Origin of the sequence: Thermomonospora curvata DSM 43183 (assembly GCF_000024385.1) — a bacterium.
GTDB classification, from domain to species: domain Bacteria; phylum Actinomycetota; class Actinomycetes; order Streptosporangiales; family Streptosporangiaceae; genus Thermomonospora; species Thermomonospora curvata.
The window spans coordinates 650122-674637 of sequence record NC_013510.1 but is presented as its reverse complement, the minus strand read 5'-3'; the positions used below and the strand labels follow the sequence as shown (position 1 = coordinate 674637).

Here is a 24516-nt window from a genome sequence, read left to right as displayed (position 1 = left end):
GCGTGTCTCAGCCGGTGGGGCCTTCTGTGGAGGGCTGACGGCGGGAGGGGCGCCAGTTGCGGCGACGGCCGGCGGGGATGATGATGCCGGCCGCGACGGCTGAGGCGGCCAGGGCCAGGGCGCCTCCGGTCAGGGACAGGGCCAGGGTGCGGCCGAAGCGGTCCTCCGGTTCGGGGCGGGGAATGTAGACCGGCAGGGCCTGGGGGGAGGGTGCCTCCTCGCCCTCCTCCTCGCCGTCCAGGACGGCGGTCACGGCCTGCAAGGGGTTGACCATGCCGCCGCCGGTGCCGTTGGCGCTGCCGCCGTCGGCGGTCACCTCCAGACGGCGTTTGACCTGCTTGTAGCTGAGCTTGGGGTGGTAGGAGCGGACCAGCGCGGCGACCCCGGACACAAAGGGCGTGGCGAAACTGGTGCCCTGATCGATGTTGTAACCGCCGCCCGGCCAGGTGGAGACGATCTTCTCCCCCGGTGCGACGACGGTGACGGGGGTTTCGGTGTTGGAGAAGGAGCTGAGAGTGGCGCTCTCGCCGACGGCGCCGACCGCGACCACCCCGGGATAGGCGGCCGGGTAGGCCGGGGTCTGGGTGCCGCGCTGCTCGTCTTGGATGTTGCCGGCCGCCGCCACGATCACGGCGTCCTTGCGCTGGGCGTACTTCACCGCCTCCCGCAGGCTGGGATAGTCGGGGCTTTGCGAGGAGACGTTGATGACCTTGGCGCCGCGGTCGGCGGCCTCGCGGATGGCCTTGGCGGTCCAGCCGGGGTCGTTGCCGCTCTGCTGCACCGCGGCCTTGATCGACAGCAGCCGGACGCCGGGGGCGACGCCGAGGAACGGCACCTGCCGGCGGCGCATGTCGCGGGCGGCGATGATGCCGGCCGCCTGGGTGCCGTGGCCCAGGCAGTCACGGGTGCCGGTGCCGGTGACGTCGATCGTGCGGACCCGGCCCTTCAGCTGGGGGTGCGAGGCGTCCACCCCGCTGTCGACCACGGCGACGGTGACGCCTTTGCCGGTGGTCAGCTCCCACACCGCGGTGAATCCGAGGCGTTTTTGCGCCCAGGGCTCCTCTTGGAGCTGACCGGCCGGAATCCCGGTTTTGATCTCGCATTCCTGCTTGGTCTCGCGCTGCGGCGGCGGCTGCGGAGAGGGGCTTTTCTTCTTGGACGGTTTCGGTTCGGGTGTCCCGCCGGGCTTGGGCGTACTGCGCTGGGAGGGGTCCGGAGAAGGGGCGGCCAGAGCCGCCGGGCAGGTCAGGAGCTGCACGGCCACGAGTGCAATCGCCCCCCAGGCCACTCGCCGAGCCTTCACGTCCCGTTCCTCCCCGTGTGCGGCCTTCCGTCAAGTCGCCGGACCAAACTTTAGAGCATTCCACTCCAGCCGGGCATATGCTGAAAAGCAGCAGGCCACCGGTATCCCGGGAAGTGACGGGCGACCTGCGGCAAAGACCTGTCGCCTTTTTTCACGTCCGTGACGGCCGCCGAACGCGCACCGTCCGGTTTCACGGTCATGGGGTTCCGATAACCTCATGCGCGCTCGCCGATCGCACCGCGGCCGCGCACAGGCCGCCGGCGTTGCGGGCCGCCGGCGAGTCACCGCCGCTCACAGACCGGCTCTCAAGGCCGCCGGCAATGCGCGTTACCAGGGAAGGTCCAGGTGAACAGCGGGCAGAACGCACCGGTGAATCCCCAGCAGTGGGCTCCGCTGCCGCCTCCGCCCGGCCCGGTGGGGTCGCGGCGGCGGCCGTGGCTGCTGCCGGCCCTGGCACTGGCCGCCGTGCTCGTGGTGGGGGCGGTGCTGGCGGTGGTCGTGCGCGGCGGGGGCGGCGGGAACGCGGCCGAGCCTCCGGCGCCCATGTCCACCGCTTCGGCGACTCCCACCGGTTCGGGAACGCCCGCCGCGCAGGCCCCCCGGTTCGTCACCATCACCGCGCCCTGCCGGCTGGTCCCGCGGCCGGTGCGCAGGTCCTTCATGCCGCCTCCGCTGAACGCGCGCCGGGCCGGTCCGTCCGGGCGGCCGGGCCAGGACGGGCATGCGGCGGGCTGCCGGTGGAGCACCGCGAACCCGCAGGCGCCCCGGCAGCGGGCGCTGACCGTCCGGGTGGTGCTGCGCGCCGATCAGGGCGGCCGGGCCGGCGTGGACAAGGCCACGACCTGGATGAACGCCGCCCGCCGGACCATGCGGCAGCGCGCGGGCACCTCCGTTCAGAACGCCGGCGGCTCAGTGCTGCGGTACGGGACCTTCCGGAGGGTGCCGGACGTCGGCGAAGACGCCTTCGCGATGTACGCCGAAGCCCAGTCCGCCGCCGGACGCACCGGATCGGTGACGGTGTGGGCGCGCTATGCCAACGCGATGTTCAAAGTGGTCTTCGCAGGCTCCGACGGCGGCGCCGTTCCGCTGGCGGAAACCGCCGCCTTCGAAGGCGCCACGGCCGCCGCCCGCGCCGTGGTGACCGCGCTGCAGGGCTGCACCGGCTGTCTGGGCTGACAATGCCGCATCCCGGGCCGGTGGGCGTGGGCATCGACTCGTACCGTCCCGGTCGCTCGGGCGCACAAAGCCGGGTGCGCCGGGCCGAGAGAAATGAGGAGACCGCCTATGCGGCATCCCAGCGAAGCGGATGTGCGTCTGCGGTGTTCATCGGGGTTCGGGCGGTCCATCGTCCGCCCGATCGTCGTGGTCGTCTGCCGGCCGCCTGGCGCAAAGGCGAGGACGTCGTCCCCATCTGGCTCGGTGCCCTTCCTCCGGGGGCGAAGCAGGGAATCCTGCAGAGAATCGACCGTTGGATTCAACGTTCCGGAAAGTGAGGCGCGCCCAAGGCGCTGCCCGCGCACGAAAAGGCCCCGCCACCGCATGAAGGCGACGGGGCCGCTTCCGAGCAGGGCAGGGTAGGTCAGATGGCGACCTCGACCTGGGCGACCTCACCGACCTTGGCGGTCACCTGGGTGTCGACGCTGACGCCACCGGCGGCCAGCACCCGCACCGTCCAGTCGCCGTCGGCGGCGAAGAAACGGAACACGCCCTCATCGCCGGTCACCACTTCGGCGGTGAACTCGCCGGTGGAGTCCAGCAGCCGGGCGTAGGCGCCGGGAACCGGCGTGCCGTTACGGGTCACCGTCCCCTGGATCACCGCCTCGTTGGACAGGTCGACGGTGGCGGGCAGGCGGGTGGTCTGGGCAGGTGCAGCGCAACCCTGGGTCATGTCTTACTCCAATCTCCGCTTGGCAGCGGGACCGTCGTCAGTGGGTGGGGAGGGACCCGGGGCCCCTTACTTGGCCTCGCCGAGCTCGATCGGGACGCCGACCAGCGAGCCGTACTCGGTCCAGGAGCCGTCGTAGTTCTTCACGTCCGACAGGCCCAGCAGCTCGCGCAGCGCGAACCAGGTGTGCGAGGAGCGCTCACCGATCCGGCAGTAGGCGATGATGGGCTTGCTGAAGTCCACGCCCGCCTCCTCGTAGAGGGCGCGCAGCTCCTCGTCGGACTTGAAGGTGCCGTCGTCGTTGGCCGCCTTCGACCACGGGATGTTGCGGGCGGTCGGCACGTGGCCGGGGCGCTGGGCCTGCTCCTGCGGCAGGTGGGCCGGCGCCAGCAGCTTGCCGGTGAACTCGTCCGGGGAGCGGACGTCGATCAGGTTCTTCTTGCCGATCGCGTCCACGACCTCGTCGCGGAAGGCGCGGATCGACAGGTCCTGGTCCTTGGCCTTGTACTGGGTGGCCGGGCGCTGCGGCACCTCGGTGACCAGCTCGCGGGAGTCCAGCTCCCACTTCTTGCGGCCGCCGTCCAGCAGCTTGACCTTCTCGTGGCCGTAGAGCTTGAAGTACCAGTAGGCATAGGCGGCGAACCAGTTGTTGTTGCCGCCGTACAGGATCACCAGGTCGTCGTTGGCGATGCCCTTGCGGGACAGCAGCTCCTCGAAACCGGTCTTGTCGACGAAGTCGCGCCGGACCGGGTCCTGCAGCTCGTTCTTCCAGTCGATCTTGATGGCGCCGCGGATGTGACCCTTGTCGTAGGCGGAGACGTCCTCGTCGACCTCGACGAGCACCACGCCCGGGTCGTCCAGGTGCTGCTGCACCCAGTCTGCGTCCACCAGGACGTCGGAGCGGCTCATGCTGGAACCTCCCTGTCGGAGCGGTTTTTTGGAATCACGCGACGGATCAGCAGGTACATCTCGCAGCCGAGGCAGAACCCGAACGCCGCGTTCAGGAACGCCGCCCCCAGCGCGAGAGCTGTGGCAACGATGCCGAGCCACTCGATTCCCACGACGTAACCGACTACTCCCACCAGGGCGAAGACCAGGCCGACCCCTTGGGCGAAACGGGGCGGCGCGGCGTCTTCCAGCTGCCGGGGCGGACCGATCCGGGGCCGGATGAGGGCCTGGTAGATCAGTCCGTACGGCGCATAGCGCAGGCCGATGAGGGCTCCGACGGCGAACACCACGGCCTGGGCGGCGAGCAGTTCCCAGCTTCCCGTTATCAGTACGACCACCAGGACAGCGGTCGTGATGCCCGCGGACACGCGCTGCCCACGCGGATCGACCTGCATTGGGGTGCTCCAGGTGCTGAGACTGGGATGCGAGCTGGGAGGGGAGTCGAGATGACTCTGCTAGCTACGGCTCGATGCCTCAGACCAGGCGACAGAGCGACGCGGACACGCGGCAGAAGTCGACCGCGCGACGCTTCGTGAGCAGCTGCTCTGTCCAGTAACGCACGCCACGATGGTAAGTGTTGTCTCGCAGAATGTCACTCCCGTATCGGCTTTCGAGACGGTGAGGTCCGTCTCTCCCCTGCGGGCCCGGGAGCGACGCGTTCAGTCGATCACCGCGCCGAGGGCGGCGATCACGTCGGCCTTGCGGGGCGCCCCGGTGGCGCGTCGCCGCACGTTCCCGGCGGCGTCCAGGACCAGGACGGTGGGGGTGCGCACCACCCCCAGCCGGCGGACCAGGTCCAGGTGCGATTCGGCGTCGATCTCGATGTGCGCCACGCCCTCCACCATGGCGGCGACCTCCGCCAGCACCCGGCGGGTGGCCCGGCAGGGGGCGCAGAAGGCGGTGGAGAACTGCACCAGCGTCGCCCGCTCCCCCAGGGCGGCGCCCAGCTCCGCGGGGCCCAGCCGGTCGGTGGCGGCCTCTGGCACGTCCCCTCCTCTCGCCGGGCGCAGCCGGCCGTCACGGTGGCGGCGCACAAGGCCGAACACCGTGGCGGCGAGCAGCACGAAGGCCGCGACGAACGCACCTGTCATCGTGATGGCACAACCTACCGGACCGCCCGGCTCTTCCCCGCGGGGCGGTCATTCCGCGGGAATGGTCACCAAGGGCCGCCCGTCGTCGGCGACGACCTGGAAGGAGGCCACCTCGGCGCGCCGGAACATCGTCGAGCCGACGAACGTGGCCTGGGGGTGGTCCAGCCGCCAGCTGCCCATGATGTCGTGCCGGCCCTGCCGGTTGATCGCCTCCAGCCGGCAGCGGCTGCCCGCCGAGACGCCGCTCAGGCGCAGCTCGGCCTGCGTGCCCGAGTTCTTGGCGAACAGCAGCAGCTCGGCCGACACCCCCGTATCGGCGTCGCGGGCCTGCAGCCGCTCACCGGTCGTGGACGGGGAGGGGCCCTCCCCGGTCTGGGACGGGCCGGGGGCGGTCACCGGGGGCGAGCCGTCGAACCGGTCGTCCAGCAGGCCGCCGAACAGCGCGCCCACCACCAGCATCACGGCGGCGGCGGCGACCAGCGGCGTCCAGCGGCTGCTCCACAGGGCCTTCCAGCGTGCGCTCCACCGCCGGCGCCAGGAGGGGCGGCGGTCGCTGGCGGCCCGGGCCAGCAGCGTCTCCAGCAGTTCGCCGGGAGGCTCGGCCAGCGCGGCGATCTGGGCCTCGCTGACCCGCCCCAGCAGCGCGGGCAGGGCGGCCATGCCGGCCAGCTCGTCCCGGCAGGACGGGCAGACGCTCAGGTGCGCGTCCACCGCGGCGCGCTCGGCCGGGTCGATGGCGCCGAGAACGTACACCCCCAAGGAGATGCGTACCTCTTCGCATTCGGTGCTCATGGCGCCAACCCCCGCTCCTCCAAGGCGAGCTTCAGCGCGCGCAGCGCGTAGTAGGTTCGCGATTTCACGGTGCCCGGGGGGATGCCCAGCACCTGGGCGGCCTCGGCCACCGAACGGCCCCGGTAGTAGGTCTCCAGGATCACTGCGCGGTGCTGCGGGCTCAGGTCGGCCAGTGCCTCGGCCACCGTCCAGGACTCCAGGGCCCGGTCGATGTCGTCGTTCCCGGCAGGCAGCGCGGCGTACTCGTGCAGCCCGGTCTCCGGCGGTCTGGACCGCCGGGCCCGGTGGGCGTCCACCGCGAGGTTGCGCGCCACGGTGAACAGCCAGGGGCGGACCGGCCGGCCGGTGAGGGCCTCCGGGTGCCGCCAGGCCCGCAGCAGGGTCTCCTGCACTATGTCCTCGGCCTGCTGGCGATCCCCGCCGGTCAGCCGCAGGGCGTATCCGAGCAGCGGACCGCCGTGCTCGGCGTACAGCGAGCGCAGCAACCGTTCGTCGGCGGTGGGTCCCACGCCGGTGACACGTACGCCCTCCCGGTCCGGTTCACCGGCGGTCAACGGTTTTCTTCCCGCTGCGGGACCGGCGGGGGCTCACCGGCCGGCGAGCTCTCCCACGGCCACGTCGTGGGCGGTGGCGCCGACGCGGATGCCGGCCTCGGTGATCTCGACGCGGCTGATGCGCGAGCCCAGCGGCAGCTCCGGCACCGGCACCGTCCATGACAGCGGTCCGCGCAGCGCGCCCAGCGGGACCCGCAGGCCCTGCGTGGCGACGGAGCGCGGGGTGATCCGGATGCCGTCGCGGGAGACCTCGGCCGACAGCACGGCGGTGCCGTTGAGGGTGAAGCCGAGCAGCGAGCCGGTCAGCTCCACCTCCAGGTCCGAGCCGCTGGCCCCGATCCGGGTGACGTTGGCGGGGGCGTGGCGCTTGATCAGGTCGTAGGGCAGGATCGCCGAGGCGGTCGCGGTGCCCGCCACCACCCCGCTGGTGTCGCCGTTGATCGCCTCCGACAGCGGCGCCCGCAGGTTCTCGATGCGCACCCGCACGTCCCGCAGCGTGACCTCCTGCCGGGTGAAGTCGCCGATCGCCACGTCGACCTGCCGGTACTCGCCCCCGATGGCCTGGGTGAGGAAGGGCAGCCCGTGGATGGTGACCTCCGGCCGCTGGGGCAGGGAGTACTGGACGGCCAGCCGCTCGGCCACTTCCCGCTGCACCAGCAGCACGCCGATGCGGTCCGCCGCGATCAGCCCGCCCGCCAGCAGGACGAGGAACACGACCAGAGCCTTGCGCATGCACTCTCCTCACGCCGCGGACCGGGTGCGCCCACATTACGGCGTCCCGGCCCCGCCATGTTCCCCAAGGCGCGCCTTCCCGGCGTTCGGCTCACGGGGAACGGGTCTGGAATATAAGCCGATATACGGACGGCGCCATCGGATCGTAGACCGAAGTTGAAAACTCGCAAACGAGATTCCAAAACCGTCCGGGAAATCACATCCGGCTCGGAGGGATGTGAGATCAGCCACCCGCGAACGGCGGCAGCACCTCGATCACGGCGCCCTCGGCCAGGGCGACGCCCTCGTGCGGGCGGGTGCCGACCGGGGCGCCGTCGATCAGGAATGAGCTGCGCTCGAGCACCCGGGCGAAGTCGCCGCTCCGGCCGCGCCGGGCGTTGTGCAGCGCCTCGGCCAGCGTCGCGGCCTCATAGGGCTCTTCCTCGACCCCCGCGGCGGCGCGCGCCGCCGCCCAGTACCTGATGGTGCCCCTCGCCATGATCTCAGGATCTCATTCTCGCAACAGCCGAAACCCGGCAGACACTTGCCATTGCCTCATTGGACACCTCGGATATCCTCATACCCGAGGGATCCGGGCGACGAGGCCACCCGGGTCCTTGACGTCTTTTTAGGGCGGGAGGCGGCCCTTGAGCAGTTTGCTCTTGCTCACCAACGCACTGGAACCTTCCGATGAGGTGCTCCCCGCGTTGGGGTTGCTGTTGCACTCAGTACGCGTCGCTCCTGCGGAGGCATCCGCACTGATCGACGCCCCACCGGCCGATGTGGTGCTGGTCGACGCCCGCCGCGACCTGGTGCAGGCCAAGAGCCTGTGCCGGCTGCTGCGGACCACCGGGCTGGACTGCCCACTGCTGGCCGTCGTCACCGAAGGAGGTCTGGCCGCGCTCAGCCCCGAGTGGGGGCTGGACGACGTGCTGCTGCAGACCGCGGGACCCGCCGAGGTCGAGGCCCGGTTGCGGCTGGCCATCGGCAGAGCGGCCGCGAGCGAGGCCGACGATGTGCCGGGCGAGATCCGCAACGGCGACCTGACCATCGACGAGGCGACCTACACCGCGCGGCTGCGCGGCCGGGTGCTGGACCTGACCTTCAAGGAATTCGAGCTGCTGAAGTACCTGGCGCAGCATCCGGGACGGGTGTTCACCCGCGCCCAGCTGCTGCAGGAGGTGTGGGGGTATGACTACTTCGGCGGCACCCGGACCGTGGACGTGCACGTGCGGCGGCTGCGGGCCAAGCTCGGCGCCGAGTACGAGTCGCTGATCGGCACGGTCCGCAACGTCGGCTACCGGTTCGTCCCGGACCACCGGCCGGGCGAATCGGAGACCCGGGAGCCCGTGCGTTCTTGATTTTGGAACGGTCCGCAAGACATCCCGGCAGGATGTCGGCGGATCGGGCGAGACTAGGGTGGCGCCCATGGACGAGCGTGCCCTGGTCTTCTCCGACGGCCTGACCGACCCGCAGATCAGCCAGGTGCTGGCGCTGGCGGAGGCCGCGACACGGCATGACGGCGTGGCTCCGCTGTCGGAGCAGGCGCTGTTGACCTTGCGGGCCGGCCGGTCCCGTTCCCTGCTGTCGCTGGAAGACGGCGTCATCGCCGGTTACGCCCATCTCGACCCCGCCCCCGACGGTGCGGGCGCCTCAGGCGAGGTGGTCGTCCACCCCGGCCGGCGACGGCGCGGTCACGGCCGGGCACTGCTGCGCGCGCTGCGCGAGCGCGCCCGCGGCCCGCTGCGGGTGTGGGCGCACGGCGACCTGGCCCCCGCCGCGGCGCTGGCCGCCGCCGAGGGCATGGCGCGGGTGCGGGTGCTGCTGCAGATGCGGCGGCCGCTGCAGGACTCCCCGCTGCCGGAGGTGACCGTCCCAGACGGGGTGACGATCCGCACCTTCGAACCCGGCCGCGACGAGACGGCCTGGCTGCGCGTGAACGGGCGCGCCTTCGCCGATCACCCCGAGCAGGGCGCCTGGACGCTCGAGGACCTGCGCGCCCGGCAGGCCGAGCCCTGGTTCGACCCCGCAGGGCTGTTCCTGGCCGAACGCGACGGCCGACTGATCGGTTTTCACTGGACGAAGGTCCACCCCGACCCCATCGGCGAGGTGTACGTGGTGGGCGTGGACCCCTCCGCCCAAGGACTGGGACTGGGCCGGGTGCTGACCCTGATCGGCCTGCACCATCTGCGGGACCGGGGGCTGCCGGCGGTGATGCTGTATGTGGACGAGTCCAACCGGCCGGCGCTGCGTTTGTACGAGTCCCTCGGCTTCACCCGGTATGCGGTGGACGTGATGTACCAGAGCCCGCCGCCGCACTGATCCCCGGACATCGCCGTGACCAGTGGCGTTTACCGCACGTCAACGCCCGGTCGACGCGACTTTCGCGGCGGTGTCCCTTTCACTTCACCGTTCGTTCACCTGGATCAGGGTGGCTGGACACCTGCCCTCCTTAGCGTCGCCTGCGACGGTGGACCCCATGCCTGCCATCTCCACGGGGGTCCGCCGCACGACGACCAAGAGGAGAATCCCCGGTGAAGAACGGCTCTCGACTCGCCGCCCTCGGTGGCGTGGTCGTTGCGGGCGCGCTGGCGCTGTCGGCCTGTGGTTCCGACGACAACGTCGGGGCCGGCGCGTCCAACGCGCCGACCGGCAAGATCGACTGCGTCAAGGGCACGGTGAACGCCGCCGGCGCCAGCTCGCAGAAGAACGCCATCGAGGAGTGGAAGAAGATCTACGCCCAGCAGTGCGCGGGCGCCACCCTCAACTACAACCCCGCCGGTTCGGGTGCCGGCATCCAGGCGTTCCTGGCCGGCCAGGTGGCCTTCGCGGGCTCGGACTCGGCACTGGATGAGCAGGAGGCCGCCCGGGCGCGGCAGCGCTGCCAGGGCAACCCGGCCTGGAACCTGCCCATGGTGGTCGGCCCGGTCGCGGTGATCTACAACCTGCCCGGCGTGGACGGCCTGCAGCTGAAGCCGAAGACGCTGGCGGCGATCTTCGCCGGCAAGCTCAAAAAGTGGAACGATCCGGCGATCGCCGCCGACAACCCCGGCACCGACCTGCCGGACACCGACATCAAGCCGATCCACCGCTCCGACGAGTCGGGCACCACCGAGAACTTCACCGACTACCTGAGCAACGTCGCAGGTGACGAGTGGAAGTGGGAGCCGGAGAAGAAGTGGCCGACCGAGGCCGGCGGCCAGGGGGCGCCCAAGTCCGACGGCGTGGTGACCGTCCTGAAGCAGACCGAGGGCGGCATCTCGTACGTGGAGATGTCCTTCGCCAAGAAGAACGGCCTGCAGACCGCCAAGATCGCCAACGGCTCGGGCGAGTACGTGGAGGTCTCCGAGCAGAGCGTGGGCAACGCCCTCGACAGCGCCGAGATCGTCGGCCAGGGCCATGACCTGGCGCTGAAGCTGGACTACAACACCAGTGCCGCCGGCGCCTACCCGATCTTCCTGGTCACCTACGAGGTGGTCTGCTCCAAGGGCCTGCCGGCCGACCAGGCCGCGTTCGTCAAGGCCTTCCTGAAGTACACCGCCGGCGAGGACGGCCAGAAGGTGCTCACCGACGCCGGTTACGCACCGCTGTCGCCCGCCCTGGCGGCCAAGGTCCGCGCAGCCGTCGAGGCCCTGTCCTGAGCAGCGTCCTGAACGGCAAGGCACGAGCCCCGCGCAGCCCCGCCACCACGCGCACCGGTGGCGGGGCCGTCGCGGGTTCGGCACCCGGCACCCCCAAGGAGGCAGTTTCGTGACCAGCGAGGCAGATATCGGCCGGGCGGCCGACATCGCCGCCGGCAGCCGGGCGGTCCGCCGGCCGATGAGCACCGGCCGCCGGGGCGACCAGATCTTCGCGCTGACGTCCCGGGCATCGGGCATCGCGCTGCTGGCCGTCATGGCGGCCATCGCGGTGTTCCTGATCTGGAAGGCCATCCCCGCGCTGCAGGCCAACACCGCCAACTTCCTGACCGAGCAGGAGTGGAACCCCAACGCCGATCCGCCGGTGTTCGGCATCGCGCAGCTGGCCTATGGGACGGTGATGACCTCGTTTCTGGCGCTGCTGATGGCCACCCCCGTGGCGTTCGGGATCGCGCTGTTCATCTCCTTTTACGCGCCCCGCCGCCTGGCCGCCGCCCTCGGCTACCTGGTCGATCTGCTGGCCGCGGTGCCCAGCATCGTCTACGGCCTGTGGGGCCTGCACTACTTCAGCACCAAGATGGACGACGTCGGCCGTTTCCTGAACACCTACTTCGGCTGGATCCCGCTGTTCGGTGGGGACAGCGTGGGCGGCCGGTCGCTGCTCACCGCCTCGGTGATCCTGGCGATCATGATCTTGCCGATCATCTCCTCGCTCACCCGCGAGGTGTTCCTGCAGGTCCCCACCGCCCATGTGGAGGCCGCCCTGGCGCTGGGCGCCACCCGCTGGGAGGTCATCAAGATGGCGGTGCTGCCGTTCGGCCGCTCCGGCATGATCAGCGCCGCGATGCTGGGGCTGGGCCGGGCGCTGGGGGAGACCATCGCGGTGGCCATGGTGCTGTCCACCGCCGGCGGCATCAGCATCCACATCCTCAAAGACGGCGGCAACACCATCGCCGCCAACATCGCCAACAGCTTCGCCGAGGCCGGCGAGACCGCCCGGGGCGCGCTGATCGCCTCCGGGCTGGTGCTGTTCGTGATCACGTTGATCGTCAACATGACCGCCCGCGCGATCGTGGCCCGGCACAGGGAGTTCGCATGAGCATCACGGCGACCGGTTCTCCGCCCGGCGGCCTGCCGAAGGTCTCGGCCCGGCGCCGGGCCGCGGACCTGACCGTGCGGGTGCTGGTCTGTGCGGCGTTCGTGCTGGCGGTCATCCCGCTGGCGTCGGTGCTGTGGATGGTCCTCACCCGCGGGCTGGCCCGGCTGGATCTGACCTTCCTGACGTACTCGATGAACGGGCTGTCCAGCGGGGACGAGGGCGGCGGCGCCAACCACGCGATCGTGGGCACGCTGCAGCAGGTCGGGCTGAGTACGGCCATGGCGGTGCCGCTGGGCGTCCTGACCGGCATCTACCTGGTCGAATACGGTGACGGCAAGCGATTGGCCCGTGTCATCACCTTCTTCGTGGACGTGATGACCGGCATCCCCTCCATCGTGGCGGGCCTGTTCGTCATGGCCTTCTGGCTGGTGGCGCTGGGCTTTGAGTACTCGGGGTTCGCCGGGTCGCTGGCGCTGGCCATCTTGATGCTGCCGACGGTGGTGCGGGCCACCGAGGAGATGCTCAAGCTCGTCCCGGGCGACCTGCGCGAAGCCTCGTACGCGCTGGGGGTGCCGCGGTGGCGGACGGTCTGCTTCGTGGTGCTGCCCACCGCGCTGACCGGGATCGTCACCGGGGTGATGCTGGCGGTGGCCCGGGTGATGGGCGAGACCGCCCCGCTGCTGCTGCTGATCTTCGTCACCGACGCCATCAACGCCAACCCCTTCGCCGGGCCGCAGGGCTCGCTGCCGACCTTCATCTGGTACCAGGCCGGCGACCCCAACCCGCAGGCGATCGAGCGGGCCTGGGCCGCCGCGCTCACGTTGATCCTGCTCATCATGCTGCTCAACCTGGGCGCGCGGCTGCTGGCCCGGCTGCGCAAGCCCGTCTCCCGTTAGGAGTTTCGCCCCATGGCCAAGCGCATCGAGGTCTCCGGGCTGCACGCCTACTACGGCTCGGTCTGCGCCATCGAGGACATCTCCATGACGATCGAGCCGCGTTCGGTGACCGCCTTCATCGGCCCGTCCGGCTGCGGCAAGTCCACCTTCCTGCGCACCCTCAACCGGATGCACGAGGTCATCCCCGGCGCCCGCGTCGAGGGCAAGGTGCTGCTGGATTCTGAGGACCTGTACGGACCCGGCGTCGACCCGGTGGCGGTACGGCGGGTGGTGGGCATGGTCTTCCAGCGTCCCAACCCCTTCCCCACCATGTCGATCTACGACAACGTGGCGGCCGGGCTGAAGCTGAACGGAGTGCGCCGCAAGTCCCAGCTGGATGAGGTCGTCGAGCGGTCGCTGCGCGGCGCCGGGCTGTGGAACGAGGTCAAGGACCGGCTGCACCGGCCGGGCGCCGGGCTGTCGGGCGGTCAGCAGCAGCGGCTGTGCATCGCCCGCGCCATCGCGGTCGAACCGCAGGTGCTGCTGATGGACGAGCCGTGCTCGGCGCTGGACCCGATCTCCACGCTGGCGATCGAGGATCTGATCTCTCAGCTGAAGAACCGGTACACCATCGTGATCGTGACCCACAACATGCAGCAGGCCGCCCGGGTCAGCGACCGCACCGCCTTCTTCAACATCTCCGGCCCCGGCAAGCCCGGCCGGCTGGTCGAGATCGGCGACACCAGCAAGATCTTCACCAATCCGTCCGAGAAGGCCACCGAGGACTACATCACCGGCCGGTTCGGCTGAGCGGAGGAAGCAGCCGCCCGGGACGGGCCGCCTCCGGGGGGCTCCAACGAGCAACGCGCCGGGCGCTTCAGCGAGCGCCCGGCGCGTTTTTCGCCGTTGCCGAGGGCGGCTATGCCCCGAACAGGTGGACGAACCAGTAGACGACGCCGGCCACCAGCGCCGCCATCGGCATGGTCAGCACCCAGGCCATCACGATGTTGCCCGCCACGCCCCAGCGGACGGCCGACAGCCGCTTGGTGGCGCCGACGCCCATGATGCAGGAGGTGATCGTGTGGGTGGTGGAGATTGGAGCGTGCCAGATGTAGGCGGTGGCGTACAGGATCGCCGAGGCCGTCGCTTCGGCGGCGAAACCCTTGGGCGGATCCAGTTCGATCACCCGGCGGCCCAGGGTGCGCATGATCCGCCACCCGCCCGCATAGGTGCCGGCGGCCAGCGCGCTCGCGCACGCCACGATCACCCACAGCGGCACGCTCTGGCCGTCGGCGTGCCCGGTGGTCACCAGCGCCAGCACGATGATGCCCATGGTCTTCTGGGCGTCCTGCAGGCCGTGCCCCAGCGCCATGGACGCCGCCGACAGCGACTGGGCGATGCGGAACCGGCGGCCGATCTTGCGCGGGTGCGCCCGGCGGAAGATCCACAAGATGGCCACCATCACCAGGTAGGCCAGGCAGAAGCCGACGACCGGGGAGACCACCATCGGGATGGCGACCTTGTCGACGACCGTCCCCCAGCTCACCGATGAGGCCGAGGCCAGTCCCGCGCCCACCACGCCGCCGATCAGGGCGTGCGAGGACGACGACGGCAGCCCGAAGTACCAGGTGATCATGTTCCAGGTGATGGCGCCGAGCACCCCGGCGGCCACCACGGTCAGCCCGTGCAGCCCTTCCGGCGGGGTGATCACCTCGCTGACGGTCTTGGCGACCTCCACCCCCAGCAGCGCGCCCAGCAGGTTCATCACCGCGGCCATCAGCAGCGCGGCGCGCGGGGTCAGCGCCCGGGTGGACACCGAGGTGGCGATGGCGTTGGCGGCGTCGTGGAAGCCGTTGGTGTAGTCGAAGCCCAGGGCGATCACGACGACCAGCACCAGCACCGCGGTCTGGGCGTCTGAGCGCAGCCCGAGCGCTCCGGCGCCGATCACCACCAGCACCAGCGCCAGCAGCCCCAGCCAGGCCTTGATCGATACCCGGGAGGCCTGCTCGCTGAGCGGGGGCGGCTCGTCCCCGGGCGGGGGCGGGGGGTTCAGGACGGTCTCACGCGCCTCGGTCATGACTCTTTGACCGCGATGGTCTCGACGGTGTTGGCCACGTGCTCGAAGGCGTCGGTGGCGCCCTCCAGCCGGTCGATGACCTCTTTGAGCTTCATCACCGTCAGCGTGTCGTAGGAGCCGTTGAACAGGTGGGCCAGCAACCGCCGGTAGATCTGGTCGCCCTGGTTCTCCAGCCGGTTGATCTCAATCCAGTACTCGTTGAGCTCCTTCATCGAGCGCAGCCGCGGCATCGCCTCGGCGGTCAGCTCGGCGGCCCGCTCCAGCACCTCGACCTGCTGCACGACCCCCTTGGGCAACTGATCGATCTTGTAGAGCACGACGAGGTCGGCGGCCTCTTCCATGTCGTCCATCACATCGTCGATCTGGGACGCCAGCCGGTAGATGTCCTCCCGATCGAACGGCGTGATGAAGGTTTCGTTCAGCCGGTGCATGATCGCGTGAGTCGCCTCGTCGCCTGCGTGTTCGCAGGCGCGCAGCTTCTCCGCGATGGCTTCTCGGTCGGCGCCGTCGCTGATGAGTTCCACGAGCAGCCTGGCTGCCGTGACCAGGTTGTTCGCCGAGGCGGCGAACATGTCGTAGAAGCTGTCCTCACGAGGCGTGAGACGCAGTCGCACGTCATACTCCTGAAGTGCCGGAACAATCCGGAAGGATCGTAGGCGTTACCAGCCGGAAAAAGAACCTTCCCCCGTTCTTCTCCCTTCGGTGCCCACCTCCTCACCTTGCAGATTGCCCCGAAGCACCCTGAGCACACTCCGGACGGGAGACTTAGGGCCAAGGCTCACATAGCGCCGCATCTGGCTGTGATGACCTCACAGCTCCCGCGTTTTCCCACGTCATCGGGGGTGCCGGGGAACGGGCGCCGGATCGGCGCCAAATACCCGTGAGGGGTATGAAGGAGGGGCCGGAGAGCGCACCCTGCGATGCCCCTGGAAGTGAGATTGATTACAAACCAGCCGCGATTTGCATCTGCGCCCAGCACCTCATCGGCCGGTGAACTCATCCCGACGGAAAAGTGAACAATGGATGAACATTGCGCATACGGAAGTTGAACGCCCTTGGTGAATCCCTTAAGGTGCGCCGAACACGAAGCGGCCGGTGCACCCCCGCGGGGGTGCACCGGCCGCTTCGGAAGAACTACCTACTGTGGCGTCGACTCACGACGACCGGTCCCGTCCTCACGCCGAACCCCGAGCACCGTGTCGATCTCGTCGATGGTCAGCGGCCGTTCGGCCGTGGCCACCGCGCTCAGGATCTCGGAGTAGAGTTCGATCTCGTCCAGCGCGACACGGTCGTGGACGCGCAGGTCGATCTGCTGTCGCACCGCGTCCACCTCCAGGATGATTCCCGCCTGCGGGGAAGCAGTCTTCCTCGGTTCCCCACACCCATAGCCGAGGCTACTCGCCGGTCGTCTTGTGGCGCATGACCCAAGAGTGTCATTCGGTAGCCATCCTTAAGAGGCATGGGCCGCACCGCCCACAGGGGGCACGTTGACCACCCGAGTATCATTTCCTCTTTTCAGCCCCGCGGGTCGCGCTGGAAGTTCCCCAGCATCCGCTCCAGTGGGGATTCGGGCAGGTCACGGACGGTGAGCCGGGCGACGGTGGCGGCGTTGACGTCCATGCCGGCCAGCCGGGCGGCCTGCCGGGCCACGGTCTGCTCGAACATCTGGCGGACCGTGCGGGCGTAGGCGAACGACGGGTCCTGGCGCATCCGCTCGAACCGGGTCAGCAGCTCCACCCGCAGCTCCTCGTCCAGCAGGTACAGGTCCCGCTCGGCGTAGCTCTGGAAGAGCTGGACCAGCTGCCGGTCGTCCAGGCCCTGGAACTCCAGCGTCCGCGCGAAGTGGGCGCGGAAGGAGGGGTGCCCGGCCAAGAAGCCCTCCATCTCGGCCGCCGGGCTGGTGCAGATCATCAGCAGCCTGTCGCCGCAGTCGGCCAGCTGCCGCTGCAGCTCCTCCACCACCTGCGGGACGCGGTCCAGCCGGTAGGCCTCCTGGATGAGCAGCACCCCGCCCATCGCCTGCTCGACCATGGCGGCCACCCGGTTGTCGGTGTCCACCGCGTCCCGGCCCGCCAGGTGGACCGGGCGGCAGGCCACCACGTGCCCGGAGCTCAGCAGCCCGAGCGCGGCGTAGATGCCGCCGACCAGCCCGGCCACGGTGGTCTTGCCGGTGCCGGGCGGGCCGAGGAACAGCAGGTGCCGCCCCTGCGTGCCGGGAGCGACCCCGTGGCGGATCCGCTCGGCGGCCATCTGCGCCTCGGCGACCAGTTCCTCCACCGCCGCCTTGACGTCCTCCAGCCCCAGCAGGGCGTCCAGCTGCCGCAGGTAGCCGTCGATGTCGCCGGGCGGGCGCAGCGCCGGCTCGATCGCCTCGGCCACCCCGGCGAAGTCCTGGGCCGACAGCACCAGCCGGCTCTGCGCGGCGCCGGCCCGCTCCATGCCCCGCTGGCACGCCTGGTCCAGGTAGGCCTCCACCAGGCGGGCGTTGACCAGGTCGCCGGGGCCGCGCAGCCGCCGCAGGTCGGCCTCGGCGGCCTCCAGGGCGTCGGCGTCGAGGGTGACCCGGCGCTCGTCGGCCAGCAGGTACAGCAGCCTCATCCGGGTCTCCGGGCGGGTCAGATCCGGCAGCCGGTAGACGCGGAAGAGCTCGATCAGCTCCGGATGGTCCTGGGAGAGCCGCTTGAAGTGCCGCGGCTCGCAGGTGGCGATCAGCGTGGTGGGGCCGGGCCGGGTGCGCACCGAGCGCACCGAGCGCACCATCGCCTCCGGGTCGGCGGCCTCCAGGATCGCCACGTCCAGCCGCTCGAACAGCAGCGTCGGGCCGCCCGGCTCCAGCACCGCGGCCAGCTGCTCGGGCGCGGCGCCGCGCACGTCGGCGGCGTCGGCGGTGCGGATCGCCCCGTCGCCGATCCCGATCTCGGCCAACGCCAGCGCGATCATGCGGGACAGCCGGCGCTGCCCGGTGTGCGGGCTGCCGACCAGCAGCACGCTGGGCGGGGGCCCCGACCCCGGACGGCCGTCGATGCGGGTGGCCTCCATGTCGGCGGCGCCCGCCGACCAGGCCGGGTGCGTGCGCAGCTCCTCCAGCAGGACGGTCACGTCCTCCCGGCCGGACAGGAAGCTGATGCCGTAGCGCTCGACCACCCGCCCGTCGTCGCCGCCGGGCCGCTCAGGCGGCGGGGCGATCTGCTCCACCTGCGGCATCGGAGCCTCGTCCAGGTAGTCGAAGTCCGCGATCATGGTCTCGGACATGATCCGGGTGCCCCCGCCCAGGGCCGGGTTCGGGGCGGGTGGCACCGGCGGCCCCTGCCGGGCGGCCTCGCCGTCGGGCCCATCACCGGGGGTCTCACCGGGGGCATCGCCGAGGATGTCGTCCTGGCCGAGGATGCGGGTGCGCGGCGGGCCGGCGGCGGGACGGGCCGAACCCGCGCCGTCGTCGAGGCGGGTGGCCGCCGGGTCGAAGGGCAGCTCCCGCCCGGCCGGCTCCGGCGCAGGGGAACGGTTCTCGGCCGCCGGCTGCTGCGGCGGCGGGCCGTCCGGGCGGACGAAACCGAGCCGGGTGTAGGGGACGACGAAACCGTCGCCGGCCTCCCCGTCCCCTTCCGGCGGCTGGAAGGACTGCGGCGGCTCGATGACGAACCCCTGCCCGCCGGCCGGGTTCGCCACCGGGGGCTCGGCGGGCGCCTGCATGAACGGCTGACCGGGCTCGGGCTGCCGGCCCGCGGGATGGACGCTGCCGGAGGCCGGGGCGCCGGGAAGCCCGCCGGGCTGGCCGACCGGGCCGGCCGGCGCCGCCGGCATCCCCCCGGGCGGCGTGCCCGGCTGCCCGGGGCGGCCGGCCTGCTGCAGCGGCTGGGAGACCCCCGGCGGCGGGGTGATCGGGGCGGCCGCCACCGCGGCCCGCGCCCGGCTCGCCCCGATGATCTCGCCCAGGATCGCGGTGGGCATCGGGAAGCCCCGCGGCCGGGCCGGGATGCCCACCAGGCGGCACCAGGCCAGATCCAGCGCGTAGGCGGAGGCCAGGAGCGATTCGGCCCGCTCGCCGCCCTCCAGCCCGGCGCGCAGCTGCTCGGGCAGCCGCGCGTCCTGCGGCCACAGCCGGCGCAGCGGGTGCCCGGTCTGCCCCTGCACCGCCTGGATGGTGTAGCGGATCTCCGGGTCCAGCCAGGGCACCACCTGGGCGGCCACGTCCTGGCGCACCTTGGCCAGGTCGGCGGCCAGCAGCGCGGCGGCCACCAGCCGCGGCTCGATGTAGGCGGGGTCGGCCGGGTCCCCGGCGATCGGGACGAGGGCCTCGGCGAACTCGTAGTAGGCGTGCCGGACGTTGTCGCCGGGTGAGCTTTCGTGCCGCAGCGCCGGCGCCAGGCTCGGCGGGCAGCGGGTCAGCCACTGCTGGACGAGCGCCTGGTCCCCGTACGGCAGCACGCCGTAGTCCATCTGGGGGTTGGCCAAAGTGGCGTTCAAGATCGCCAGCAGGGCGTCGGCGCGGGCCTGAAAGCGCGGGTCGTCGCGCAGCGCCCCGGCCATCGCCCACATGGTGCGCAGCACCGACACCGCCGCGTCCACCCGGCCGGCGCGCAGCCGTTCGGCATACAGCCCCACCAGCGCCTCCAGCGGCGGCGGGGTGAGCCAGCGGGGCCCGTCGACCTCCGGCAGCGGCCGGGCGCGGTACGGCTCCCACAGCCGCAGCATCTGCTCGTCCAGCCGGGAGTCGAACACCGGCGCGACGGCGCACCACAGCATCACGCCCCAGGTCGCCGCGACCGTGCTGGGGACGTCGGAGGAGAACAGCGCCCACCAGTGGGGGTAGTCGGCGGCCGGGAGCGCGGCCGCCTGTTCGATGGTGGCGCGCACCCGGTCGGTCACCTCGGGGGAGATGCCGTGCCCGACGAACGGCAGCGGGGCGGGCGCCTGGAAGGTGAAGTCGGGGCCGGCGGGCAGCACGTGCGGCGGCAGCATCGGCAGCCGGCCCGTCTGCGGGGCCGGCCGCGCCGCCATCCGGGTGGCCGGGGCCTGCGGCGGCGGGCACAGGTACCACTGGCCGTCGGAGGGGTGCAGGCGGTACCAGCGGGCCCAGGCGCCGAACAGCCACCAGGTGCCGTCGGGCAGCACCAGCATGCGCCCGGCGATCACGTGCTGGCGCTGCTGCGGCGGCGCCGACGGCCACCAGCCGGCGGACACCATGGCCCGCATGTCGTGCTCCGCCGCCGTGAACGGATCCCGGCCCATCGGGGGTTGAGGCGCCGGGCCCTGCCCTGCCATCGGGGGCGGAGCGCCGTATCCCGCTCCCCACACCACGAGGTCATGGTAGTTCCGCCCCGGCCCCCCGAACTCCCCCGCTCGGCTTCACGGAATCCCTTCGCCCAGGTCAGCGGGTTTTCAAGGGACGATGGAAATCAGGTGCCGGTCCGCCAGCGGGCGGCGGTGCGGTGATGCTCGGCCTTCTTGGTGTAGATCCGCCAGGTGTGCTCCAGCACCAGCCGGTCGTCGTCGGTGAGCTCGCGGACCACCCGGCCGGGGACCCCGGCCACCAGGACCCCGGAGGGGATCTTCTTGCCCGGCCCGACCAGCGCGCCGGCGGCCACCAGGGTGCCGGCGCCGATCCGCGCCCCGTTCAGCACGATCGCGCCGATGCCGATCAGCGCGCCGGTCTCCACGTGGGCGCCGTGGACCATGGCCTTGTGCCCCAGGCTCACCCGGTCCTCCAGGACGGCCGGGGTGCCGGGGTCGGCGTGCAGGCAGCAAAGGTCCTGGATGTTGCAGTCCTCGCCGACGATGATCTCCTCGTCGTCGCCGCGCAGCACCGACCCGTACCAGACGCTGGAGCCCCGGCCCAGCCGCACCTTGCCGATGACCACCGCGCCCGGCGCGACCCACGCCTGCGGGTGGATGTCCGGCTCGGCCTCCCCCAGGGATCCCACATAGCTCATGCTCATGGCGCGATGGTACGGAACCGGCACCGGCGCTCCTTGACCGGGCGGCGCCGCCCGGAGTGGCCGCAGAACCCCAGGTGACGAAGAAATCGCAGCGAGAACGGGCATTCCGGTTGCGCGGAGGCGCCTTGCAGGGCGAGAGTCGACTCTTGACATCTGTGTGCTAGGACAAGTCCCCGAGCGGGACTGCACCCCGCCCGACGTTGACTCCGAACCCCTTGACGGGCCCGGCCCGCCAACGACCCCGTTAGGCCCATGAGCAACGAAACTGAGATCGTGCCGAACCTCCTCCGCGAGGAGGAGGAGTTCGAGATCGTGATGCGCGGTTACAACCGCCGTCAGGTGGAGGACCGCCTGCGCGATCTGAAGACCCAGTACCAGAACCAGATCCGCGACCTGGAGGCCCGGCTGGCCCGCGCCCTCGACGACGTCGAGCGCACCCGCCGGGAGATGGCCGAGCTGCGCGAGTCGCGCAAGCCCACCGGCGACGACCTGAGCGAGCGGCTCCGCCAGATCATCAACCTGGCCGAGGACGAGGCGCGCGACAAGGTCGCCGAGGCCGAGGCCAAGGGCGCCCAGATCCGCAAGGAGGCCGAGGCCGAGTCCCAGCGGATCATCAACGAGGCCCGCGAGGCCGCCGCAAAGAACCTCGCCGAGGCCCAGGAGAAGGCCGACCACGTGCTGGGCATGGCCAAGAAGGAGTCCGAGGCCATCTTGACGGCCGCCAAGCAGGAGGCCGAGCAGACCGTCACCAGCGCCCGCCTGGAGGCCGAGCGCACGCTGACCGCGGCCGAGCGGCGGGCCGGTGTGATCAACGAGGACGCCACCCAGCGGCTCAACCAGCTGACCCGCAACCACACCCAGGCCCTGCAGCGGCTCACCGAGATCAGCGAGACCCTGGCGGCGCTGCTGCGCGCCGAGAACGAGGCCGGCCCGCTGGAGAAGATGGTCGACGACGCCGTCAAGCAGGTCGCCCCGGCAGCGCGCAAGCCCGCCGCCCCGGCCAAGCCCGCGGCCTCGGCCAAACCCGCCGCCCCGGCCAAGCCGGCGCCGGCGCCCAAGCACGCCGTCGCGCCCGCCCCGTCCGAGCCGGTCCGCCCGGCCGACCCGCCGGCCCCCGCGGTGCCGCTGCCGGCGCAGGCCGCCGACGAGGCGGCCGAGCCGGGCAAGCCCGCCGCGCCCCTGTCGCCGGTGCCTCCTCAGGCGCCGGCCCCCGGAGTGGGCGAGGGCTGATAAGGGGCCGGTCGTCGGACCGGGAGTCGGGGGCCCTGTCGCTGGGCGTCCGCCGCGGCGGTGACGCGGCGGACGCCCGCTCGCGCCGAGACGACCGGAAGACCGATACCGATCTTGATTAGGCTATGGCCGTGACCCGATCCCCAAAGGGCCGCGGCGAGGTGCGGCCGATCCGGCGGCTGGGCGACCCGGTGCTGCGGACCGAGTGCGACCCGGTGCGCACCTTCGACGCCGGGCTGCGCCGCCTGGTCGACGACATGTTCGCCACGATGTACGCGGCCAACGGCGCCGGTCTGGCCGCCAATCAGATCGGGGTGTCGCTGCAGGTCTTCGTCTACGACTGCGAGGACGATCTCGGCCGGCGCCACGTCGGGCATGTGATCAATCCGGTGCTGGTGGCCGAGGACGGCGACATCGTGGTCGAGGACGAGGGCTGCCTGTCGGTGCCCGGCCTGCGTTTTCCCACCCCCCGCTACCGGCACGCCGTGGTGGAGGGCGTGGATCTGGACAACAAGCCGCTGCGCATCGAGGGCACCGGCTACTTCGCCCGCTGTCTGCAGCACGAGACCTACCATCTGCGCGGCGGCGTCTACATCGACGTCCTCAAGGGCGAGACCCGCCGTGAGGCCATGCGCGCCATCCGCTCCGCCGGTCTGTCCTGATCCCCTCGCATCCGCCGCCCGCCGGGCCCGGCCGGGACGTGCGCGCCCTTTGCGGCGCAAGCGGCACCGGCTCACCGAGGCCTTCCGGCCGTGACCTCAGGTGCCGTGGCGTTCTGGGCCACCGCATCGTTCCTGACCCGATCCGCCCGTGTTGACCTGCGGGAACAACGCGCCGGGAAAGACCGGTCCGCATCCCGCACGCGGTCCCGGGCGATGTCCGGTGCCGTCTCATCACAGGTCACGGCATCGTCTTCGACTGCGACGTCCTCCGTCTCGGCCGCGGAGGCGGCGCGTTGGAAAGATCTGCTCAGTGCCAGTGCCAGCGGCTTGAGCGTTCGCGTTTGAGCGCGCCGCGGCGGCGTTTGTTCTCCAGCCGGCGCTTGTGGACGCGGCGGCTGGGCTTGGTGGGGCGGCGTTTCTTGGGCGGCGGGGCGGTCGCCTCGGTCAGCAGGGCGGCCAGGCGGGCGCGGGCGGCGTCCCGGTTGAGCTTTTGGGAGCGGTGCTCCTCGGCGCGGATGGTGAGCACCCCGCCGTTCAGCCGGCCGGCCAGGCGTTCCAGGGCGCGGCGCTTGTAGGGCTCGGGCAGCGAGGGCGAGCCGGCCACGTCGAAGGACAGTTCGGCGGCGGTGGCGCTGGTGTTGACGTGCTGCCCGCCGGGTCCCGACGACCGGGAGAAACGCCAGCGCAGCTCGGTCTCGGGGATGGTGACCGAGCCGCGGACACGGATCGCGGGGGGCATGGGCCTGATTATTCCCGGCGGGTTTGAGCATGTCGTCCGGTTTTTTCTCCGGTGGACGCCGTGCCCCATGCGCATCTGCATGTGCATGTTCGTGCGACACGTCACACTGGAACCTAAGCAAGTGGTTACTTACACTCGTGGGCATGAGTGACAGGTATTTCCAGGACGACGACATCATCTGCCGCGTCGCCCAGGAGGGCATCCTGATCGCCGGCGGCGGCGTGGCCTCGTTGTTGCAGACCTCCCACCCCAAGGTCGGGCAGGGCGTGCACGACCACAGCTACACCTTTGACGACCCGACGGCCCGGTTGCGCAACACCATGGGCTGGGTCTACACGGTCGTGTTCGGCACCAAGGAGGAGGCCGACCAGCTCAGCGCGATCGTCACCCGGATGCACGACAAGGTCACCGGGCCCGGCTACCAAGCCAACGACCCCGAGCTGCAGGTGTGGGTGGCCTCCACGCTGTTCGCCGTGGCGGCCCAGCTCTACCAGCGGCTGTTCGGCAAGTTCACGCCCGAGGAGCTGGAGGAGTACTACCAGCAGTCCAAGATCTACGCGACGATCCTCGGCTGCCCCGAGGACCGCATGCCGGCGACCTACCCGGAGTTCCGCGAGTACTACGCCCGCATGGTCAACACGCTGAAGATCAACGACGCCTCCCGGTACGTCGCCGACGGCGTGCTGCACCCCAAGAAGCTGCCGTGGTTCATGCGGCCGGGGCTCATCCCGATCCGGCTGATCACCTACGGGATGATGCCCCCGCCGATCCGCGAGCAGTACGGCTGGAAGTGGAACCTGTTCCGGGAGATCCAGTTCCACCTGCTGATGGAGTTTCTGGCCCTGGTCTACCCCAGGCTGCCCAAACGGGTGCGCACCCTGCCGCGCGACTTCTACCTGCACCAGATCCGCAAGATGCTGCGCAACCGGGCCTTCGACAAGCCCCGCCTGAAGGTGAGCTCCCGGGCCGCCTGAGG

Annotated in this window: 25 protein-coding genes; 10 read left to right on the top strand and 15 right to left on the bottom strand. The window is 71.2% G+C overall.

Translation table 11 applies throughout. The features are described from left to right. Positions 1–7: 7 nt before the first annotated feature. A complete protein-coding gene (mycP, locus tag TCUR_RS02985) occupies positions 8–1303 on the bottom strand; it encodes a type VII secretion-associated serine protease mycosin (protein ID WP_012850984.1) in 1296 nt (431 codons plus the stop codon). A gap of 345 nt (positions 1304–1648) precedes the next feature. Here mycP and TCUR_RS02980 point away from each other — a divergent pair, with 345 nt between their 5' ends. Continuing rightward, on the top strand, positions 1649–2479 hold the full coding sequence (locus TCUR_RS02980) for a hypothetical protein (protein WP_012850983.1): 831 nt from the start codon (positions 1649–1651) through the stop codon (positions 2477–2479). Positions 2480–2882: 403 nt separating this feature from the next. Here TCUR_RS02980 and TCUR_RS02975 read toward each other — a convergent pair whose 3' ends face one another. From TCUR_RS02975 to TCUR_RS02940, 8 genes are all read right to left on the bottom strand, one after another. Next, complete coding sequence (locus TCUR_RS02975; protein ID WP_012850982.1) at positions 2883–3191, bottom strand: DUF1416 domain-containing protein; 309 nt, start codon at positions 3189–3191, stop codon at positions 2883–2885. A gap of 66 nt (positions 3192–3257) precedes the next feature. Continuing rightward, positions 3258–4097, bottom strand: coding sequence for a sulfurtransferase (locus TCUR_RS02970; protein ID WP_012850981.1), 840 nt, complete (start codon positions 4095–4097; stop codon positions 3258–3260). After that, on the bottom strand, positions 4094–4531 hold the full coding sequence (locus TCUR_RS02965) for a DUF4395 domain-containing protein (protein WP_012850980.1): 438 nt from the start codon (positions 4529–4531) through the stop codon (positions 4094–4096). The genes TCUR_RS02970 and TCUR_RS02965 overlap by 4 nt, the downstream gene beginning before the upstream one ends. 264 nt (positions 4532–4795) lie before the next feature. Further along, positions 4796–5170 (bottom strand): TlpA family protein disulfide reductase, encoded by a 375-nt coding sequence (locus TCUR_RS02960; RefSeq protein ID WP_425358358.1) that lies wholly within the window; start codon positions 5168–5170, stop codon positions 4796–4798. A 105-nt stretch (positions 5171–5275) separates the two neighbouring features. Beyond that, the gene (locus TCUR_RS02955; RefSeq protein WP_012850978.1) at positions 5276–6019 is read right to left on the bottom strand and encodes an anti-sigma factor family protein; all 744 of its coding nucleotides are present in this window, start codon (positions 6017–6019) and stop codon (positions 5276–5278) included. Next, complete coding sequence (locus TCUR_RS02950; RefSeq protein WP_012850977.1) at positions 6016–6573, bottom strand: sigma-70 family RNA polymerase sigma factor; 558 nt, start codon at positions 6571–6573, stop codon at positions 6016–6018. The genes TCUR_RS02955 and TCUR_RS02950 overlap by 4 nt, the downstream gene beginning before the upstream one ends. Before the next feature lie 33 nt (positions 6574–6606). Further along, positions 6607–7305, bottom strand: a complete 699-nt coding sequence (locus TCUR_RS02945; protein WP_012850976.1) for an LmeA family phospholipid-binding protein — start codon at positions 7303–7305, stop codon at positions 6607–6609. A 223-nt stretch (positions 7306–7528) separates the two neighbouring features. Then, a complete protein-coding gene (locus TCUR_RS02940) occupies positions 7529–7783 on the bottom strand; it encodes a MoaD/ThiS family protein (RefSeq protein ID WP_012850975.1) in 255 nt (84 codons plus the stop codon). A gap of 148 nt (positions 7784–7931) precedes the next feature. On the opposite strand from TCUR_RS02940, the gene TCUR_RS02935 reads away from it, so the two are divergent. The 6 genes from TCUR_RS02935 (at position 7932) to pstB (ending at position 13706) form a co-directional block, all read left to right on the top strand. Next, the gene (locus TCUR_RS02935) at positions 7932–8645 is read left to right on the top strand and encodes a response regulator transcription factor (protein WP_012850974.1); all 714 of its coding nucleotides are present in this window, start codon (positions 7932–7934) and stop codon (positions 8643–8645) included. Between the two features lie 67 nt (positions 8646–8712). After that, a complete protein-coding gene (gene mshD / locus TCUR_RS02930) occupies positions 8713–9606 on the top strand; it encodes a mycothiol synthase (RefSeq protein WP_012850973.1) in 894 nt (297 codons plus the stop codon). 212 nt (positions 9607–9818) lie between these two features. Then, a complete protein-coding gene (gene pstS / locus TCUR_RS02925) occupies positions 9819–10925 on the top strand; it encodes a phosphate ABC transporter substrate-binding protein PstS (RefSeq protein WP_012850972.1) in 1107 nt (368 codons plus the stop codon). A gap of 109 nt (positions 10926–11034) precedes the next feature. Next, the gene (pstC, locus tag TCUR_RS02920) at positions 11035–12021 is read left to right on the top strand and encodes a phosphate ABC transporter permease subunit PstC (RefSeq protein WP_012850971.1); all 987 of its coding nucleotides are present in this window, start codon (positions 11035–11037) and stop codon (positions 12019–12021) included. Further along, positions 12018–12917: a phosphate ABC transporter permease PstA gene (pstA, locus tag TCUR_RS02915; protein WP_012850970.1), complete on the top strand. Its 900-nt coding sequence runs from the start codon at positions 12018–12020 to the stop codon at positions 12915–12917. The genes pstC and pstA overlap by 4 nt, the downstream gene beginning before the upstream one ends. A gap of 12 nt (positions 12918–12929) precedes the next feature. Beyond that, complete coding sequence (pstB, locus tag TCUR_RS02910; protein WP_012850969.1) at positions 12930–13706, top strand: phosphate ABC transporter ATP-binding protein PstB; 777 nt, start codon at positions 12930–12932, stop codon at positions 13704–13706. A gap of 109 nt (positions 13707–13815) precedes the next feature. Here the strand turns inward: pstB and TCUR_RS02905 are convergent, their stop codons facing one another. The 5 genes from TCUR_RS02905 to TCUR_RS02885 all read right to left on the bottom strand — a co-directional run bounded on the left by TCUR_RS02905 (position 13816) and on the right by TCUR_RS02885 (position 20909). After that, positions 13816–14973 (bottom strand): inorganic phosphate transporter, encoded by a 1158-nt coding sequence (locus tag TCUR_RS02905; RefSeq protein ID WP_012850968.1) that lies wholly within the window; start codon positions 14971–14973, stop codon positions 13816–13818. Beyond that, positions 14970–15587, bottom strand: a complete 618-nt coding sequence (locus TCUR_RS02900; protein ID WP_012850967.1) for a DUF47 domain-containing protein — start codon at positions 15585–15587, stop codon at positions 14970–14972. Before TCUR_RS02900 ends, TCUR_RS02905 begins: the two co-directional genes overlap by 4 nt. Positions 15588–16111: 524 nt before the next feature. Beyond that, positions 16112–16294, bottom strand: a complete 183-nt coding sequence (locus TCUR_RS02895; protein WP_012850966.1) for a hypothetical protein — start codon at positions 16292–16294, stop codon at positions 16112–16114. 194 nt (positions 16295–16488) lie between these two features. Then, positions 16489–20166, bottom strand: coding sequence for an AAA family ATPase (locus tag TCUR_RS24570; protein WP_012850965.1), 3678 nt, complete (start codon positions 20164–20166; stop codon positions 16489–16491). A 203-nt stretch (positions 20167–20369) separates the two neighbouring features. Then, positions 20370–20909, bottom strand: coding sequence for a gamma carbonic anhydrase family protein (locus TCUR_RS02885; RefSeq protein ID WP_041439267.1), 540 nt, complete (start codon positions 20907–20909; stop codon positions 20370–20372). Positions 20910–21161: 252 nt separating this feature from the next. Here TCUR_RS02885 and TCUR_RS02880 point away from each other — a divergent pair, with 252 nt between their 5' ends. After that, positions 21162–22139, top strand: a complete 978-nt coding sequence (locus TCUR_RS02880; RefSeq protein WP_012850963.1) for a coiled-coil domain-containing protein — start codon at positions 21162–21164, stop codon at positions 22137–22139. Positions 22140–22264: 125 nt separating this feature from the next. Continuing rightward, positions 22265–22801, top strand: coding sequence for a peptide deformylase (gene def / locus TCUR_RS02875; protein WP_012850962.1), 537 nt, complete (start codon positions 22265–22267; stop codon positions 22799–22801). Positions 22802–23108: 307 nt separating this feature from the next. Here def and arfB read toward each other — a convergent pair whose 3' ends face one another. Next, positions 23109–23540 carry an alternative ribosome rescue aminoacyl-tRNA hydrolase ArfB gene (gene arfB / locus TCUR_RS02870; RefSeq protein WP_012850961.1) on the bottom strand — a complete coding sequence of 144 codons (432 nt, stop codon included), beginning with the start codon at positions 23538–23540 and terminating at the stop codon, positions 23109–23111. A gap of 143 nt (positions 23541–23683) precedes the next feature. On the opposite strand from arfB, the gene TCUR_RS02865 reads away from it, so the two are divergent. Beyond that, positions 23684–24514, top strand: a complete 831-nt coding sequence (locus TCUR_RS02865) for an oxygenase MpaB family protein (RefSeq protein ID WP_012850960.1) — start codon at positions 23684–23686, stop codon at positions 24512–24514. The last annotated feature ends 2 nt before the right edge of the window (positions 24515–24516 follow it).